Origin of the sequence: Borrelia recurrentis A1 (genome assembly GCF_000019705.1) — a bacterium.
In the GTDB taxonomy this organism is placed as follows: Bacteria; Spirochaetota; Spirochaetia; order Borreliales; family Borreliaceae; genus Borrelia; species Borrelia duttonii.
This window is the reverse complement of record NC_011244.1, coordinates 794,395-813,702: the sequence shown is the minus strand read 5'-3', so window position 1 is coordinate 813,702 and position 19,308 is coordinate 794,395. Positions and strand designations below refer to the sequence as shown.

The 19,308-nt window shown below is 27.1% G+C and carries 14 protein-coding genes, 2 tRNA genes and 1 pseudogene; 9 read left to right on the top strand and 8 right to left on the bottom strand.

Annotated features, from left to right (window positions below):
- The first annotated feature begins 94 nt into the window (after positions 1-94).
- From BRE_RS03800 to BRE_RS03790, 3 genes are read left to right on the top strand one after another with little or no spacing between them, the layout of a single operon-like run.
- Positions 95-514 (top strand): septum formation initiator family protein, encoded by a 420-nt coding sequence (locus tag BRE_RS03800; protein WP_232212702.1) that lies wholly within the window; start codon positions 95-97, stop codon positions 512-514.
- Between the two features lie 35 nt (positions 515-549).
- Complete coding sequence (locus BRE_RS03795) at positions 550-1,497, top strand: ABC transporter permease subunit (protein ID WP_012539133.1); 948 nt, start codon at positions 550-552, stop codon at positions 1,495-1,497.
- Complete coding sequence (locus BRE_RS03790; RefSeq protein WP_012539132.1) at positions 1,497-2,348, top strand: ABC transporter permease subunit; 852 nt, start codon at positions 1,497-1,499, stop codon at positions 2,346-2,348. Before BRE_RS03795 ends, BRE_RS03790 begins: the two co-directional genes overlap by 1 nt.
- Before the next feature lie 7 nt (positions 2,349-2,355).
- Here BRE_RS03790 and BRE_RS03785 read toward each other — a convergent pair whose 3' ends face one another.
- Positions 2,356-2,973 (bottom strand): endonuclease III domain-containing protein, encoded by a 618-nt coding sequence (locus BRE_RS03785; protein ID WP_012539131.1) that lies wholly within the window; start codon positions 2,971-2,973, stop codon positions 2,356-2,358.
- 103 nt (positions 2,974-3,076) lie between these two features.
- Between BRE_RS03785 and BRE_RS03780 the strand changes: the two genes are divergently transcribed.
- Together BRE_RS03780 and BRE_RS03775 are read left to right on the top strand one after the other, a co-directional pair.
- A tRNA-Arg gene (locus tag BRE_RS03780) sits at positions 3,077-3,150 on the top strand.
- A gap of 9 nt (positions 3,151-3,159) precedes the next feature.
- A tRNA-Pro gene (locus tag BRE_RS03775) sits at positions 3,160-3,232 on the top strand.
- An 80-nt stretch (positions 3,233-3,312) separates the two neighbouring features.
- Here the strand turns inward: BRE_RS03775 and BRE_RS03770 are convergent.
- The 3 genes from BRE_RS03770 to BRE_RS03760 all read right to left on the bottom strand — a co-directional run bounded on the left by BRE_RS03770 (position 3,313) and on the right by BRE_RS03760 (position 9,030).
- The gene (locus BRE_RS03770) at positions 3,313-5,562 is read right to left on the bottom strand and encodes a P83/100 family protein (RefSeq protein WP_012539130.1); all 2,250 of its coding nucleotides are present in this window, start codon (positions 5,560-5,562) and stop codon (positions 3,313-3,315) included.
- Positions 5,563-5,690: 128 nt separating this feature from the next.
- Positions 5,691-7,376 (bottom strand): outer membrane protein assembly factor BamB family protein, encoded by a 1,686-nt coding sequence (locus tag BRE_RS03765; RefSeq protein WP_012539129.1) that lies wholly within the window; start codon positions 7,374-7,376, stop codon positions 5,691-5,693.
- A gap of 22 nt (positions 7,377-7,398) precedes the next feature.
- A complete protein-coding gene (locus tag BRE_RS03760; protein WP_012539128.1) occupies positions 7,399-9,030 on the bottom strand; it encodes an ABC-F family ATP-binding cassette domain-containing protein in 1,632 nt (543 codons plus the stop codon).
- A 143-nt stretch (positions 9,031-9,173) separates the two neighbouring features.
- On the opposite strand from BRE_RS03760, the gene groES reads away from it, so the two are divergent.
- Together groES and mnmD are read left to right on the top strand one after the other, a co-directional pair.
- Positions 9,174-9,446 (top strand): co-chaperone GroES, encoded by a 273-nt coding sequence (groES, locus tag BRE_RS03755; protein WP_014696557.1) that lies wholly within the window; start codon positions 9,174-9,176, stop codon positions 9,444-9,446.
- A 207-nt stretch (positions 9,447-9,653) separates the two neighbouring features.
- Positions 9,654-10,330 (top strand): annotated as a pseudogene (mnmD, locus tag BRE_RS03750) (tRNA (5-methylaminomethyl-2-thiouridine)(34)-methyltransferase MnmD).
- Between the two features lie 16 nt (positions 10,331-10,346).
- Here mnmD and valS read toward each other — a convergent pair.
- Complete coding sequence (valS, locus tag BRE_RS03745) at positions 10,347-12,980, bottom strand: valine--tRNA ligase (RefSeq protein WP_012539127.1); 2,634 nt, start codon at positions 12,978-12,980, stop codon at positions 10,347-10,349.
- Complete coding sequence (locus BRE_RS03740; protein WP_041178158.1) at positions 12,980-13,975, bottom strand: tRNA dihydrouridine synthase; 996 nt, start codon at positions 13,973-13,975, stop codon at positions 12,980-12,982. The genes valS and BRE_RS03740 overlap by 1 nt, the downstream gene beginning before the upstream one ends.
- Positions 13,976-14,232: 257 nt before the next feature.
- Between BRE_RS03740 and BRE_RS03735 the strand changes: the two genes are divergently transcribed.
- Positions 14,233-16,287 carry an ATP-dependent DNA helicase gene (locus tag BRE_RS03735; RefSeq protein WP_012538475.1) on the top strand — a complete coding sequence of 685 codons (2,055 nt, stop codon included), beginning with the start codon at positions 14,233-14,235 and terminating at the stop codon, positions 16,285-16,287.
- On the opposite strand, the gene BRE_RS03730 is transcribed toward BRE_RS03735, so the two are convergent.
- Positions 16,277-17,065 carry a septal ring lytic transglycosylase RlpA family protein gene (locus BRE_RS03730; protein WP_049752017.1) on the bottom strand — a complete coding sequence of 263 codons (789 nt, stop codon included), beginning with the start codon at positions 17,063-17,065 and terminating at the stop codon, positions 16,277-16,279. The genes BRE_RS03735 and BRE_RS03730 overlap by 11 nt on opposite strands.
- A gap of 141 nt (positions 17,066-17,206) precedes the next feature.
- Between BRE_RS03730 and BRE_RS03725 the strand changes: the two genes are divergently transcribed.
- The gene (locus BRE_RS03725) at positions 17,207-18,211 is read left to right on the top strand and encodes an L-threonylcarbamoyladenylate synthase (RefSeq protein ID WP_012539125.1); all 1,005 of its coding nucleotides are present in this window, start codon (positions 17,207-17,209) and stop codon (positions 18,209-18,211) included.
- Between the two features lie 7 nt (positions 18,212-18,218).
- On the opposite strand, the gene BRE_RS03720 is transcribed toward BRE_RS03725, so the two are convergent.
- On the bottom strand, positions 18,219-19,307 hold the full coding sequence (locus tag BRE_RS03720; RefSeq protein WP_232212701.1) for a tetratricopeptide repeat protein: 1,089 nt from the start codon (positions 19,305-19,307) through the stop codon (positions 18,219-18,221).
- Between the last annotated feature and the right edge of the window lies 1 nt (position 19,308).

The following is a 19,308-nucleotide window of genomic DNA, read 5'->3' as shown; positions in this document are numbered from 1 at the left end:
TGCTATAGAACATATTATATTGTAATTATATACTTTTAAATATAATATATTAAAGATATAATTACAATATAATATGTTCCTAATACAAAAAATTATGTTTTCCGTTTACGTAGGTGTAATAAGTTATTTCATAATAGCACCAATTTTTGGAGAAACAGGAATTATTAACTATAAAAAATTAAACAATAATCTCATTATGATGAAAAAGCATATCGAAAACTTAAAAATGATACAAAAAAATTTAAAAACAAAATATATTAATTTACAAATATCGAAACCAGCTATCTTAAGAGAAGCAAGCAAACTAGGTTACTATCCTCAAAATTCAATTATCATAAAAAATTCTGATGAAGATGAAAATTATTATCAAGGCAATATATTAAACATAAAACAAACATCAAACAATACAAACATAGACAAAAATTTTTACTTAATATCAATAGTACTTTCACTGATATTTTATTTTTTACTCAGTTATTTTGAAAAAATAAAAATTCTTCACCAAGGGAGGTAACCACAGCTATATTTATCATAAAAAATGTACTATATATGGCGATTAATGTCATTATATCAACATTTTTTTGCATATCAATATTAAATGCATTTTCAAATAATCGTCCAAATATTCCATTCATAAAAACAAATATATTTAAAGACTATTTGGAATATATTGGATTAATTAAAAGCATTGAAAGCTACAAGTTAATATATGATTTTGATCCAAATACTCCATTAAGTAAAGATTATTTTGCCAAACACATCTCAGGATCTCTATACATAGTCTACAAAACTCAATATCAAGGAATAATCTGGAACACTACCTATAACACCCCTCTTATAAAAGGCAAATCACCAATAAGTGTCATTTTTAGTAAAATAAAAAACACATTAACAATATCAATTCCAGGTTTAATATTATCTTACTTAATAGCCATTTTTTTTATTATTATATGGACATTTTTTGTAAAAAATAAAATTTTAAATAATATTTTAGAATATATAATGCTATTTTTACATTCACTACCAAGAAACTTAATCATAATGTTAGTAATTACTATACTTTACTACCTCAACATCAATCAAAAAAACCTGATAATAGGTGGATTTGCATGGTTTTTTTCATTTTTCATATTTAACGCTGTAATTTTTAAACAATCCCTAACAAAAAATTTATCTGAACCTTATATAATAAGTGCAAAATCAAGGGGTATCAAAAATTTTTCAATAATAACATTTCACTCATTAATTCCCTCTTTAACTTCATTAATCACTCAACTCCGATCCACTCTTACAACATCATTCTTTGGTTCCTCTTTTATTGAGATAACATTTGGAATTGATGGGATTGGGGCTTTAACAATTAATGCAATGAAAAATAACGATTATATAGTTTATAGAGACTTACTATTTGTTGGAGTATTAATTATGTTAATAACAAATTTAATAACAGATATACTAACATACAATATGAATCCTTATAAGGATATATTAGAATAATGAATAAATTTAAAAGATCATATATTTTATTATTGAGTATTTTCATTTTATTTCTAATAATAATTCCCAATTTAATAAATGAAAATTCAAAATTTGCAATATATAAAAAAGACCCAAATAAAATATACATTAAGCAAACAAACAAATTGCCGCAAACACCAACAAATACAAATCCTTTAGGAATTGATAAAATGGGTAGAGATATATTATCAAGATTAATATTAGCAACTAGAAATTCTATTTTACTTGCATTTAGTTATGCAGCAATTTCTGCAATAATTGGAATTTTTATAGGAATAATAATCGGTAATTTCAAATTCAAAACTTGTTTGATAATTTCAAAATTAATAGAATCATTACAAACAATACCATTTTTCTATGTATTAACGTTAATTCTCTATTATTTTTCAAAACAAAAAAACTATAACATACTAGAGGTATCATTTATACTAGCAATAGTACACGGATGGATCAAATTTTCATTCATCACAAGAAATAACACACTACTAATTAAAAACTTTGATTATATAAAAGCAAGCAAAATGATGGGTGCAAGCCAATATAGAATAATAATGTATCACATATTTCCCGAAATTTTTTCATCAATTTCATCAATCATTCCCCTACAAATCTCAAAAAGCCTAACAACTTTTGAAGTAGTAAACTTTTTACAACAACAAGACAAAAGCTATTATCCAAGTCTTGGAGAACTTTTAAGATATATAGAAATGGGAAAAGAATATTTTTGGATATGGATAAATCCCCTAATAATATTATTAATAATAAACATTATCTTAACATCAATAAGTCTCAAACTAAAAAAACACACAAAATTTTTCATATCATCATAAATTATAATCAAACAAGTCTTGGTGCAAATTTTTCTAAAAAACAATTTTTACAGTTTTGACTACGTGATGTACAAACATCTCTTCCATGCCTATTAATAGCCATAGAAAATCTATATTGTTTATCAGCAGGTATTCTATTTCTTAAATCTAATTCAATTTTTAAAGGTGTCTTCTCAAAAGTAATTCCATGTCTAATCACAACTCTACTAAAATGAGTATCTACAATAATAGCTGGCTTTTTATAAACAACACCAAGAATAACATTGGCTGTTTTCCTACCTACTCCTGGCAAAGATATAAGATCAAAAATATTATCTGGAATAATACCATCAAAATTTTCCAAAATCATTCGTGCACAATTTATAATATTTTTAGATTTATTTGAATAAAATCCTAATTTATAAATTAATCTTTCAACATCTACTAAATCAACACATGCCAAACTTTTAAAATCACCATATTTATCAAAAAGTTTAGGTGCAATCTTATTAACCATATTATCAGTCGTTCTTGCACTCAAAATCACCATTATTAAAAGTTCGTAATTATTTTTAAAAGTTAAAAAAGGTTTTACATAAGGATAGCGAAATAAAGTTTCATCTACAATTAAATCAATATTAACCATAAAAATAATTATAAATTATATGTATAGTCATAATAAAGGATAAGCAATAATATTTTATTGACAAGGATTTTTCAACATGGTATACTCAATTTTAGGCTCAAAAGCGCTAATAGCTCAATGGGATAGAGCAACAGACTTCTAATCTGTAGGTTTTAGGTTCAAGTCCTAATTGGCGCGTAATTTTTTCGGGACATGGCCTAGCGGCTAAGGCACCTGCTTTGGGAGCAGGGGATCGTGAGTTCGAATCTCACTGTCCCGATTTCCCGGTATTGAAGGAATGAATAAAATTAATCCTTCCTGTTTGCATTGACAAACATGTTATTTAATCAACGACTGAATTTAATTTGTTTTTTTCAAAGTATTTATATCCAAAGTAATAATTGACTTAGATGCATCCTGTAAATAAACACGTCCTGCATTAACAGTAAAACTTGTAAATGGTAAAACTTCATCTTCAGAAAGAACAAATTTACTCAAATCATTTGAAGAAAACTTTGCTAATTTCCAAACATCATTATCCTTAACAACTACTAAAATCATTTCAGAATCAACATAAAGAGACGAATCCCTACTCAATTCAAAACCTGCTTGAGATTTAACTTTTAAATTTTCTGATTTGCTAAGCAACTGAAGTTTTGCAATACCTGAACAAAGTTTTATAGCAACAAAATCATCTTTCCTCTCATAAACCCCATACCTCCTAATACCGTACTGATAATTTTTATCTAATTTTTCTTTATCCGAATCAATTAACCTAAGAACACCTAAATTAGTATTAGGATTTAAAATTTCTAAAAATACGGGCTTTTTGTCTTTATCTTCAGTGGACAATTTTTTTACACCCTCAGACTTAACCAAGTTATCTTTAGCATTTAAAGATTTATCGGATAATTTCTGCAAAGATTTTTTATTCGCAATATTAGGAGAATTTTTTGCAATATCTGATGTAGCCTTTTCAAGTCGTCTTTTCAATTCACTAGCTGACTTTAATTTTTCATCATTTTGTGATGTAGCTTTAGGCTTTGGCAAATTATTATTTTGATTTTTACGCCCAACATTTCCTTGCAACCTATTCCTAACTGGATCTTTTTGTTTATCCAAACCACCATTATCTAATTCTTTAAGACTATCCCTCTTATCTTCTAAAACATTTCTTTGAACTATATTGTCATCAATTTGTTTTTCAATTTCTTTTTTCTCAGCATCATCAATAGCCTTCTTAAGTTGTTGTGCTAAATCCTTAGATAACTGTGATTTTCCATCATTTTGTGATGTAGTTTTAGGCCTTGGCAAATTATTATTTTGATTTTTACTCTCAACATTTCTTTGCAATATATTCTCAGCTGGTTCTTTTTGTTTATTCAAATCCCCATTATCTACCTCTTTAAATTTATCTCTCTTCTTATCTTTTAAAGCATCTCTTTGAAGTATATTATTATCAATTTGCTTCTCAATTTCTTTTTTCTCAGTATCATCAGTAACTTTATTGAGTTGCTCTTCTAAATCTTCAATAGTCTCGGTTAATTGCAATTTTTCATCTACTTTTGGAGAAGTTATGTCTCCAGGCTTTGGTAAGTTTTTATCTTTATTACTCCTATCAATATTTTCTTGTATCTTATCCTTTACTATATCCCTCTGTTTATCCAATTTTTCTTGAGAACTATCCAACTTTTTTTGTGATTTTTTAAGTTCTTCTGTTTTACTCTTTAAAGCATCTCTTTGAAGTATGTTATCATCAATTTGTTTCTCAATTTCTTTTTTCTCAGTATCACCTGTAGCCTTCTCAAGTTGTTCCCTCAAATTATCAATGGTTTCATTCAATTCATCATCAATAGTCTTTAAAGTATTAGATTCAATATCAATTTTTTTCTGATCAACATCACGAATTTCATCTTGAACATCTGTTAAATCTCTTGCAAAATTTGTACCAACTTCTTCATTTTCACCTAAAAGAGAGGCTACTACTCTCTCCGTAACTATTTTATCAAGATCAACATCTGATTCAATGTCTCCTGACAAAATATTTCTTTTGAGAGGAATAAAAATATGAGTATTTCCAGCCCATTGACTATAAACTCTTGAAAGCCCTACATTATGCTTATTTAAATCTGTAAGAGAAGAATTAATATAAGCATTATTATAATAATCCAAATCACCTCGATAAGCAGCATTATATATCGTAATAGCCTTGGCAAGCAATTCTGCACTTTCTTTACTGTATTTAAAACCTTCCATCAAATATCCTGTAAGTATTCTTCTAAGATTTAAAATACTATCAAGAGATGAATTTAAACCAATAACAAAAACATCTGAACTACTCTTTTCATCTTCACCATCAATATGCCGATTAACATAATATTTATTGTAATAGTTAGCCTTATTATCAACTAAATTTTTAGCTAAAAATTCACCAATACCCACTATCTGTTGGTACGTGTCTGTAGAATCATAAGGACCTCGATAATTGACAAATTCAAGATCCATATTAATAAAATCTTTTAATTTTTTCTTATCAACCTCTCTAGCATGAAAAGTAACAATATTTAAAAAAATAAATAATAAACTAGAAAATACCCATATTCTTTTCATAATAAAATTCTCCCCTGGTTAATTATAAACTTTATCATTAAATAAACCGGTATAAATTAAAACATTAATTTTAACACAATATAAGATGTATTCAATACATGATAACATAAAATTAGCAACAAAATGAATCAAAGAATTGCAATAATTTCATTAGCAAAGCCATTAATTTTTTCAGAAAAATTCTGTCGCTTTATAAATTTCAAAAGAGTTAGATATTTACTTCTATACTTTTGAAGATTCTCTTCAGAAGAATTTACAATTATCTTTCGTAAGCTTAAAAGAACAGCATAAGCTATCTCTAAATTACCCTGATAATTCAATATTATATATTGAATATAATTATATACAAGTTCATCTTGATCATGATAATACTCAAATTTGGCAATATTTTTAATCAACTGAATTACATTGCTAATATCTTTCTCATGAATTGCAACATTAACAAAACCCTTAATTGCAGACATATCATCAACATACATAAAATATTTATACAATTGTCCTCTTTGAAAGATTCTATCAATTCCATCTTTTGGAGCAAGCCAATTATCAATAGCCTTTTTATATAAATTTAAATATCTTTTAGGAAAACTACCATATTTCTTTAAAATAGAATCAAGCATACTTAAAAATTTACGATAAGTAACCTTATCATATGCAGAATTTAACATTTCATCAAGAGTCAAATAAACATCTTCATGTTCTATTAAATATTTTTCTCTAAAATCTATTCTATTTTGATGATATCTATTACCCAATGTATGATTCCAAACAATAATATCAAGCATATCTTTATATTCATAATAATAAGTGGTCAATATCCAATTAAATCCTCCAGTAACAATGAATCCAACATTAGCCACAAGTCCGGATATCTCCTTCATATCATCATATCTATCAACGGGTCTAAAATATTCATCAAGAACCAAAACACCATTTGATTTCATAACAAGACAAAGATTTTTATTATTGTAAAGCACAGCTTCTTTAAGATTTAAAGATAAATTGTTGAAAAACATAATTTCAAGATTTTTACTTAAATTAAAAAAAACACCAATATCAGATACCGCAACATATTCTCCATTAAATTTTTCGAATAAAAAATTAATAGGATAATTTAAACTAACAGAATTTAATACATCACCAAAATCACTATCATAAATGACAATCTCTCCGGATTGCAATCCAACAATTATTTTATTATCAGTACTGATCATCAATGTACTAGGAGAGGACATAAGCGAAATATTCCATATCTGTCCTCCATCAACATTAAAAGCAAACATTTCATCATTCTCATTGACAATATAAAAATTACCATTTTCAAGAACAACAGATGAGGTTAATGCTTTCCCTTCTATATCAACCTCAAAAACTTTATGGCCATCACCAAGTCTTAAAGCAATAACTCTACCATCAGCTGTCGGAACTAAAATATAACCATTACCTATTGAAGGGGCTTTTATAGGAGAAACACCCAGATTATATTTCCATATAAGTTTTCCTCTTCTAATTTTCTGAACTTCATTACGTCCTGTAATAACATAATACCCATTACCAAAATCCTTTAATAAAAAGGGATAAGGGGTTCTATCTAACCTATAAGAATACTTTTTACCAAAAGACATAGTATAAGTTACTAACCACCTATCCTTAGTTAATACAGTAATAGTATCACGTCTCTCATCAAGGATAGGATTTCCTAAAACTTGTCCGGTTAAAGCTTTTTGAAAATAAAGATTAATATCTGCAAATAGAGAAAAATAAGCACTAAAAAAAAATAAAATACAAAAATTTACTTTCAAAATCACAAACATCCTGTAATGAATAAAAATGTGATTAAAGTTTTAAGATGGAATGTCCTTCATAAAGTTTATCCCGCAATTCCTTAACCTTGACATCCTCAATATATTCAGAAAAAGTCATAAAACGATCAATTATTCCATTAGGAGTAAATTCAATAATCCTATTAGCAATTGTATCAATAAACTGATGATCATGAGATGTAAACAACACAACTCCCTTAAAATCTTTAAGTCCAGTATTTAAAGATGTAATTGCCTCTAGATCTAAATGATTAGTTGGTTGATCCAATAATAATACATTAGCACCACTAAGCATTATCTTTGCAAGCATACACCTTACCTTCTCACCTCCTGAGAGAACATTAACTCCCTTTAAAGCCTCATCTTGACTAAAAAGCATCCTCCCCAAAAACCCTCTAATATAAGTCTCATCGCCTTCTTTGGAATATTGTCTAAGCCAATCTATTAAACTTAAATCTACATTAAAATATTCTTCATTATCCTTTTTAAAATACTCAAAATTAACAGTAGAACCCCATTCATAATGTCCCTTATAATCTCTGTCTTCATTGGTAATAATATCAAAAAAATAACTTGCTGAAATTGGACTACCTAAAAAAACAATTTTTTGTCCAAGTTCTATGACAATACTAAATTTGTTTAAAATAAGTTGTCCCTCAAATTCTTTGGTTAAATTTTTAATTGTGATAACATTTTTGCCAAGATCCCTTTCAATTTTAAAATTTACATAAGGAAATTTTCTTGAAGACGGTTTTAAATCCTCAACTTTAATTTTTTCAATCAACTTTTTTCTTGAGGTTGCTTGGCGAGATTTTGATGCATTACTTGAAAATCTTTGAATAAAAGTTTTAAGTTCTGCTATTTTTTCTTCAGATCTTTTTTTAGCATCTTTCAATTGCTTATTAAGTATTCGACTAGTTTCATACCAAAAATCATAATTACCAAGATAAACTTGAATTTTTCCATAATCAATATCAACAATATGAGTACAAACTTGATTTAAAAAATGCCTATCATGTGAGACAACAATAACTGTATTTTCGAAATTAATTAAAAATTCCTCCAACCATTTAATCGATTGAATATCAAGATTATTAGTAGGCTCATCAAGAAGCAATATATCAGGATCCCCAAAAAGAGCCTGAGCCAAAAGTATTCTCACTTTTAAGGCCGCCTCAACATCCCTCATTAAACTAAAATGCAGAGACTCATCTATACCTAACCCCCTTAAAAGCACTGCAGCATTAGATTCTGCTTCATAACCTCCAAGATCAGCAAATTCTGCTTCAAGTTCTCCAGCTCTAATACCATCCTCATCATTAAAATCAAGTTTTGCATAAATTTCATCTTTTTCCTTTTGAATAGAATAAAGCTTTTTATGACCCATAATCACAGTATCAATAACTCGAAAATCATCATATGCAAATTGATTTTGTTCAAGAACAGCCATTCTCTGATTCTTAGCAACTAATACTTCACCCTTGCTAGGCTCAATTGTTCCACCCAAAACTTTCAAAAACGTGCTCTTACCTGCACCATTAGCTCCTATTATTCCATAACAATTTCCAGAAGAAAACTTAATATTTACATCTTGAAATAGAATTCTCTCTCCAAATGTAACTTCTAAATTATTTACTCTTATCAAACTATTTTTCCACCTAAACTTGACATTTTATTAAAAGAATTATCTTTAAAATAAAGCTAATTTTCAAGTGCCATTAAAAGATATTGACTTAACGCTTCACTTTTTCGTATATTTATATTATCAAATTAAGGAGATGTTTGAAAATGAAAAATATTAAACCTTTAGCTGATAGAGTTTTAATAAAAATAAAAGAAGCCGAAAGTAAAACAACTTCAGGATTATATATACCAGAAAATGCAAAAGAGAAAACACATATTGGAACAGTTATGGCTATTGGCTCCAACAAAGAAGAAATTAATGTTAAAGTCGGAGACACAGTGCTTTATGAAAAATATGCTGGGGCTGCTGTAAAGATTGAAGATAAAGAACATCTAATTCTAAAAGCAAAAGAAATAATAGCTATTATAGAAGAATAAGAAAAAAGAGAAGCTAAATCGTAATTTAGTTTCTCTTTAAAAGAAAAAATTTTTAAATTTAGTAGCTACATCCTATTATCCTAGTCAAACAAAATTCAGGGTCAATATATATATAACATTACTGTTATTATCTTTAAGAGTGATGGATTTTTTAATTTATTCTCTCCTAGAGAGATTAAATTATTATCTTATAATTTATTCATAAAAATGACACACAAATTAATATTCAAAGGTAAAACAATATATTCAAGTAAATTTAAAGACATTTATTACGATCCTCAATATGGACTTGAAGAGAGCAATTACGTATTTATTAAAGGATGTCAACTAGAAAAAGAACTTACAACCACCAAAAACATAAAAATTGCAGAATTAGAATTTGGAACAGGGCTAAATTTAATAGCTCTCTTAAAATATTTAACAGAAAACAATATTAAAACAAAAATCAACTATTACTCAATTGAAAAATTTCCATTAAAAAAAGAACAAATAAAAAAATATCACAATTTTTTAATAACGATATACAATATTTCAAGATAATGCTTAAAAAATATCCAAAAATACCAATAAAAAATATCAAATACAAAATATCAAGTAATATTAATTTAAAAATCCTCATTGGTGATGCTAAAGACAAACTTAAAGAATTACCAAAATACATAGATTACTGGTTTTTAGATGGATTTACTCCAAGCAAAAATATTAGAATGTGGAACAAAGAAATATTTACAATAATCTCACAAAAAAGTAAAACTGGAACAAAACTCTCAACATTTTCTTCAGCAAGAATTGTGAAAGACGGATTAAAACTTGCCAATTTTAATTATCTTAAAATAAAAGAATTTAACAACAAAAGACATATGCTAGTAGCACAAAAAGAATAATACAAACAAAATCTAATTAGTAACTAGATTTCTTTAAATTAGAAATATAATTACTAATTCTAACAATAAAAGAATCAAATTCTTCTAATTTTAACTTCTCAAAATTAATAATTTCATCAGGAGCATTTGATAAAAAATTTTGATTCCCAAGCTTTTGAAGAGTTACATTTTTAAGTTTTTCATATTTTTCTAATTGTTTACTAAGTTTTGTAAGTTCTTTATCAGTATCTATGAGATCTTTAATATCTGCAAAACTTTCAAAATTAACATTAGGAACTCCTATCATATTTTCATAATTTTCATTGTAAAAAATATAATCAAAATTAATAAGTTTTTTTGCAATATATTCATTTCTTCTAAAATACTTTTCAGACTGAAAAGTATTACCAAATTTCAAAGCAACATTAATCTTAATATTAGGAACTATATTAAATTCACTTCTAAGAGTCCTAATTGAAATAATAAAGTCTTTAAATAAATTAAATTGTTGACATGCTTCTCCAAAATCCCTTTGCATTGTAACTTCAGGATACTTTTTTAAAGCCAATATATATTCTAACGACATAACCTTAGAATAAATTTCTTCGGTAATAAAAGGAATAAAGGGATGCATAATAAGCAAAGATTCTTTTAGGAAAAAAATTAATTTGGAAATGGTTATATTCTGTAAATCAAAATCATCACTACATAAATTAATCTTACTAATTTCAATATACCAATCACAAAAATCATTCCAAAAAAATTCATATACCGCTTTTGTAGCCTCATTATACTTATAATTTTCAAATGACCAATCTATAACAGCAACAGTTGCATTTAACCTTGTAATCAACCACTTATCAATGTCATCAAATTCTAAACTATCTAATACTAGTCTACCCTTCAAATTTGATAAAATAAACTTAGATGCATTAAATACTTTATTTGCAAATTTAGCTCCAAACATAAAATCTTTAGTGTCAATATTTAAATCCTGTCCTTGTACGGACAAAAATGAAAGAGTAAATCGCAATGCATCACTTCCATACTGCTCTATAATCTTTAGAGGATCGATGCCATTACCTAAAGATTTTGACATCTTTTGTCCCTTTTTATCTCTTAAAAGAGGAGTTATATATATATCTCTAAATGGAACTTCTCCCATAAACTCAAGTCCTGCCATTACCATCCTTGCTACCCAAAAAAATATTATGTCATAAGCAGTAACTAAAGTAGTTGTAGGATAATAATTTTTAAGATCAAAAGTTACATCCGGCCATCCAAGAGAAGAAAATGGCCACAACCAAGAAGAAAACCAAGTATCAAGTACATCTGAATCTCTAACAAAACTTCTTCCACTATAATTTTTACTCAATGAAGGATCAAATTCACTAACAACAATCTCTCCTGTCTGAACATCATACCAAGCAGGAATTCTATGTCCCCAAACCAACTGCCTAGATATACACCAATCTTTAATATTTGATAACCAATGCTTATATGTATTTTCCCATTTCCTAGGATAAAACCTAATCTTACCATCAATTAATGCTTGTAAAGCAGCATCGGCTAACGGTTTCATCTTTACAAACCACTGATTTGATAAATAAGGTTCAATGACTTCTCCAGATCTATGACAATGCCCCACCTGATGCTTATGATTTTTCACATCTATTAAAAATTCTTTATCTCTTAAATCTTTCTCTATTTTACTTCTTCCAGCATTAACACTTAAACCTTGGTACTCAATTGGAACATTTTCATTAAGCTTTGCATTCTTATTCAAAATATTTATCTTGGCAAGATTATGCCTTTTTGCAATCTCAAAATCATTAGGATCATGAGCAGGTGTTATTTTTAAAGCTCCACTACCAAATTCCATATCAACATAATCATCAGCTATTATCTTAATTTTTCTATTTGCAATAGGAATTATAACCTCTCTTCCAATTAAAGATTTATATCTCTCATCATTGGGATTAACAGCAATAGCTACATCCCCAAACATTGTCTCAGGTCTAGTAGTTGCAACCTCAATAAAACCACCATCACACAATAAATATTTAACAAAATAAATCTTACCCAAAATTTCCTTATATTCAACTTCTTCATCACTAACAACACTTCCAGAACCAGGATCAAGATTTACAAGATATTCTCCCTTATAAATCAGCCCCTTATTATATAAATCAATAAAAACTTTATTAACAGCCCTTGAAAGTCCATCATCAAGAGTAAACCTCTCACGTAAATGATCATAAGAAGCTCCAAGCTTTTCTACCTGATTAACAATTATTTTTCTATGCTTATTTTTTAATTCAAGAATTCCTTCAATAAATTCTTCACGACTAAAATCATCTTTACTTTTGCCAAGTTCTCTAAGTTGTTTTTCAAAAACTGTCTGAGTTGCAATTCCAGCATGATCTGTCCCAAAAAGCCAAAGAGTATTAAATCCCTTCATCCTTTTATAACGAACAAGAATATCTTGCAAAGTAAAATTAAGAGCATGTCCCATATGAAGAATACCTGTCACATTTGGAGGAGGTGCTACCATGCTAAATTTTAATTCGATCTTATCATCAGGACTAAAGACACCATTATCCAACCATCTCTTATAAATTTTATCCTCAAAAACCTTAGGATCATAACTGCTTGAAAGTTCTTCGCTCATTATTTAAGCTTATCTCCTATAACATTAATTCGACTTAGATTTTCAAAAAGTTCATCATAATTATTTGAACTCATAATATTATAAAAATATTCACTACATATCTCATTTTCATTAAAATAAATTTTGAAATACTTCTTAAGTTTATTAAAATCTTTAGTAATACCCCAAGTAGAATGAAAATCCGTTATGTGCAATTTTAATATATTTAATCTAAAATTTAAATCACTATCTAAAAAGTTAGGTTCATCTCTTCTAAATAAGTTTAAATTTTTTAATATTCCACGACCAAACATTATTCCATCAATAGAATACTTATTAATCATTTGATATGCCTGATTCAAACTTAAAACATCTCCATTTCCAATAATTACTACATAAGGATTAATTTTATTTCTTAATTTAACAAGTTCATCAAATACATTAACATCTATAGGCCCTTCACTTTGATTAATAACAAGCCTAGGATGAACAGTTAACATATCAATACCTAACTTAAGTAGAAAACCCAACCAATCTTCAACCTCAGAACAAAAAAAACCATGTCTAGTTTTAACGCTAAGAGGTAGCCCATACTTTAAACATGCCTCTTTACTTGCAATAATTATTTCATGGGCTAAGGACTTATTATTAATTAAAGCAGAACAAACACCCTTTTTAACTATTTTTTTCTTTGGACAACCCATGTTAAGATCAATTCCCCAAAATCCTAAATTACTCAAAATTTCTATTGCCTTCACAAACTTATCAGGATCATCACCCCAAATCTGAGCAATCAAAGGTCGACTAAGCTCATCATTTTTTGTCAAAATATGTTGCATTGAGTTCTTTGATTTATTTAGAAGTCCTTTTACAGAAATAAATTCAGTAAAATAAATATCAGGACCGTCCTTTCCATTTCCAATCAAATTAATTAAATTTCTAAAAACAGTATCTGTAACATCTTCCATTGGGGCTAAAATCATAATGGGACGCTTCATATTATTTAAAAAAGTCATAAAATAAATGATATAACAAGACAATAATATGGTAAAGAAATGACTTAAACATAAATTTTAAAATCAAAAGCAATGATAAAAATTTTAATTACTATCTAAATGACATATAAAAATATATTAAAAACCAACTACTAAAATGAACAACAATAATAAACTTACAATATCATAATATAAAACATCAAAAAATTTAAAATATACAATAAAATTAATCACAGTACATAAAAAATTTGCAAAAATAATAAAAGGATGCTGCATAAATGAACTTAAGTGAATATATAATTCAACAAGCAGAACTAAATATCAAAGGATTTGTAAGACGAGATACACAACTTAGGATGATAGACAAAATAAAACAAACCTTTAGGGATGAAAACTTTTTAGTCATTGAAGCACCAACAGGAACTGGAAAAAGTTTTGCATATCTAATTGCTGCTATTGATTTCATTCACCAAACAAAAGAAAAAGTCATAATTTCAACATCATCAATTAATCTTCAAGAACAATTAATAAAAAAAGATATTAAATCCTTAAAAAGGATTATTCCTTTTAAAATTAAGTTTGGCATAATTAAAGGAATGAAAAATTATATCTGCCTTAGAAGACTCGAAGAACTCAAAAAAAGCCTTCTAGCCCATACACTAAATAAAAAAAATTTAGAAACATTAATCTATTGGGCACAAAACACAAAAACAGGAGATAAAGATGAACTTAATTTTATAGATGAACAAATTTGGGAAGAAGTATCAGCAAATCCTGAAACATGCTCAGAAATTACCTGTCCTAATGAGAACAAATGTCTTTTTAAAAAAGCAAGAAATAAAATATTAAAATGCGATATCATTATAACCAATCACCATTTACTATTAAACGACCTTTATATAAGAAACGAAATACTAATGGAAAAAGAAAATCATGAAAATAATTTTGAAGAAGAAAACATAAATATCAATTTAATATTACCTAGCATAAAAAACATAATAGTTGATGAGGCTCACTATTTAGAAGAAGCTGCAAGAAGCTTATTTAATAAAAATTTTTCAAAAACTGGAATAAAACAAATTTTTATAAAAATAGATAAAATAATTAAACGACAAAACATAAATAACATCTATAAGAAAGATTTTGAAATTTTCACAATACAAAACTTTGAAAACATAGAATATATAATAAACACACAAGAAAAATTACCATCAATCTACAGAATTACCAGTGATACACATAAAACAAACTTTTATATACGTATTAAAACATATCTACAAAATATCATTTATAATCTAGAAAATTATCAAATAACCATAAGATCAATAATACAAAATATAGAAAACAAAACAGCAAAAATAGAGCTAAATAGACTCATTAAAAATTTAGATCAAAAAAAATTATTAATTCAAAATTTTATATCTGAAAATCAAGATGATAATCTTTGTTTTTGGATAGACAATAAAAAAAATATCCCTTTATTTCAAACATCAGAAATTTATTTAGGTCCAGAACTAAATAAAATCATGTATCAACGAACAAAAAGAATAATTTTTACATCGGCTACTATTATAATAAATCAATCATTTTCATACTTTTTAAATCAAACGGGACTAAATTTAAGTAATAAACACATCGAAATGGAAAATTTACCATACTCGTTTCCTTATCAAGAAAAATCAATACTCACAATTACATCAGATATTGAAAACCCTAACAATGAAGAAGAATTTTTAAATCAATCAACAAAATATATTAAAGAACTTGTGATATTAAACAAAGGAGGAACCCTAATTTTATTAACTTCGCTTAAAAGTTTAGAATACATAAGTAAAAATATCAAAGATTTTTTATTTGAAAATGACATAAACATTTTCATACAAGGACAATTACCAAAAAATGAACTTATAAATTCATTCAAAAAATCACCCAAAAAAAGCGTACTTATAGGAATAAAAAATTTTTGGGAAGGAATTGACATTAAAGGAGATCAATTAACAATGATTATCATCCCCAAACTGCCATTTCAAACTCCTTCAGATCCAATCTTAATAGCAAAAAATGAATTGGCTAAAAAAACAAATGAAAATTTTTTTATAAAAGAAACATTACCACAAGCAATAATGAAATTTAAACAAGGATTTGGAAGACTAATTAGGGACTCTAAAGATTATGGAATCATAGTATGTTTTGATAAAAGAATTTGCAACAAAACTTATGGCAAATCATTTTTAAAATCATTACCTAAAATCAAAACTTACTACTCAAACTTTACAACTATCAAACATACAATAAATACATTTTTTAAAATAGATCAAAATATTAATCCATAAGGATATTATTTCCCGGAATTTTAGTCTTTCTTACCAAAATGTCCTTATATCCTGTAGATTTAATGAGTTCAACATTCTTCTGTACATCATCAGCATAAGTAGGAATAAATACTGTAAAAAAAGGTCCATGTGAGTTTACAAAAACATTAAGACCAGCTTTTTCAAGTATCTTATAAGCCCTTTGAGCATAATCTTTAGTCTTATAAGAACCAACTTGTATGTAAAAATCTGGCTCTTTATCTGTATCATTTAAAATTTGACCTGCAACCTCAGTATGTTCCTTACCTACAATAACATTTTTATCTGCTTTTAGATCAACAACATCACTATTAGAATTACTCTTAGAAGCATCTTTAACATCAAGATTGTTCTCAGATTTTTGGTTTTCAATATTTTTTACATCAACTTGTTTTAATATTTCAATTTTTACAGGAGCAACACCTATTCCTATAAAATCTAACTTTTCAGCAGCAGATTTTGATAAATCAATTATCCTATCTCTTCTAAAAGGTCCCCTGTCATTAATCCTTACAACAACAGTTCTATTATTAAGTAAATTGGTAACTCTCACAACACTATTAAATGGAAGCTCCTTGTGAGCCGCTGTAAGAGCAGTCATATCAAATTTTTCGCCATTAGCAGTAGTCTTACCATGAAAAGCTTCGCCATACCACGAAGCAAGCCCTACAGTAGCACTATTTAATTGCATAGTAACAACAATCAAAAATAAAAACACAAACCTCAAGTCAATAGCCCTAAGACCAAATAAACCTATCATAATTACACATTGTATCATATTGCATATTACAATATAAAGCATAAGACTTATAACACAAAATTAATTAGTTGGCCTAAATTGTTTATTTTCAATTTTTTTGATTTAATAAATATGCTAAGATAACCTTAATAGGTAGCATTAATGAAAACAGAAGTAATAAAAGAAAGTGAAATAGAAAAAGCAGTGAAATTCATTAATTCAGGAGAATTAGTAGTATTTCCCACAGAAACAGTATACGGCATTGGCGCTAATGCATATGATGAGAATGCTATACGAATGCTCTTTATAGTAAAAAAACGTCCTATTACAAATCCCCTAATAGTACATGTTGAATCAATAGAAAAAATAAAAGAACTGGTAGAATATATACCAGATAGTGCTATGATTTTAATGAAAAAATTTACCCCAGGTCCCATAACATTCATATTAAAAAATGCGGGCAAGATATCTAAATTAATAAATGGAGGTCTTGAAAGTATAGCAGTCAGAATACCTTCAGACCCCATAGCTCTCAAATTAATCAAAATGAGCAAAGTTCCAATAGCAGCTCCATCAGCAAATTTATCAAAACGTCCCAGTGCCACTAATTTCGAAATGGCAATAAAAGAACTTAACGGTCTTGTTAAAGGAATCATTCAGAAAAATGAAGTATCACAAATTGGAATAGAATCAACTGTTATAAGTTTCGACGCTAAAAGCAACGTATCAATATTAAGACCAGGATCAATAACAAAAGAAATGATAGAGAGAGAACTTAATGGAAAATTTAATGTAGAATATTCATTAGGGAAAAAAATACTCCAACAATCACCAGGAAATTTATTGGAACATTATAGACCACGCATACCCGTTTATTTATTTAGACAAAAAGATAATATAAGAAAGTATATATCACAACAAGATACAAAAATACTCATTATGAAAAATACTATTAAATCATATTGGTTTAATAAGCTTTGGAATACAAATCACATCTGTGTATTTAACACATTAGAAGAATATGCAAAAAATATTTATAAAGTTTTTGTAGAATCTGAGAGAACACATAAACAAATACTTGCTGAATTTGTAGATAATAATCAACTTGGATATTCAATCAATAATAGACTCAAAAAAGCAAGTCTAGACAAATTTATTTCTGAATAAATTTAAATTATTTTTCTAACAATTCCAAATACTTAAGAGCAATAGGATCATTTGGATCATATTCAAGAATAATTTGAAAATATTCCCTAGCCTCTTTTTTACGCTCCATCTTTAAATAAAGAATACCAAGATTTGAAATAATTTTAATATTATCAGGTTCAAGTTCTAATGCTCTAAGTAAATATTTAAGACTTTCATCAAATTTAAATAACTCCATTAAACAAATTGAAATTTCATTCATAGCATCAACATTATTAGAATCAAAAAACAACACTTTAAGAAAAGCATCTTTTGCCTGCAAGTAAAATCCCTTTCTTCTATACCCCCATCCAAGCAAAAACCAAATATTCCAGGAATCTTTGTGATATTCTAATAGCTTAATAAGTTCACAAATAGCTTCATCTTCCTTTGATAAAATTATCAAATCATATATTCTCTCAAGATTTAAAGCTAAATCTTTATGAACTTCTATAACATTTAAAATTTCATTTACCTTATTCTTTAATCCTAAATTATTAGAAATTCTTAAATAATGCCTCAGTAGTTCTTGCGCCCTATCTAATTTATATTGCTTAACAAAAAAAAAACCAGCATTTGCAAATACATTTTCATTAGGACTATCAAGTGTTAATAGCCTTTCATAAATATTTAAAGCATTTTGATTACTACTAATAGCATCCATATGTTGCTCAAGTCTTAAAAAATTTTCAGCCATTTTTTCATATAATAAAGCTAAATTAAAAAGAATAACCTCATTCTCACCTTCAACACCTTTTAATGACAAAAAAATTTCAAGAGCCAAATTATAATCTCCCTCATCAATCTTAGAAAGACCAACATTAATAAGAATATTAATAATATTTGGATTTAAAGCTAATAAAAGCTTCTTATAATAAGGAAAGTTAACATTATTTTGGTCATAAGCAGAAATCTTAAGAATTGCAGACATAATGGATTCAAAACTAAGTTCATCTTGAGAAAAGTGCTCAATATCACTAACCTCAACAGGCAATAATACCTTAGGATCAAATAAAAAACCTTTAATATGACTTGTAAAATTCTCAGGAAGAGAAACATAAACAATATTACTAAGCATA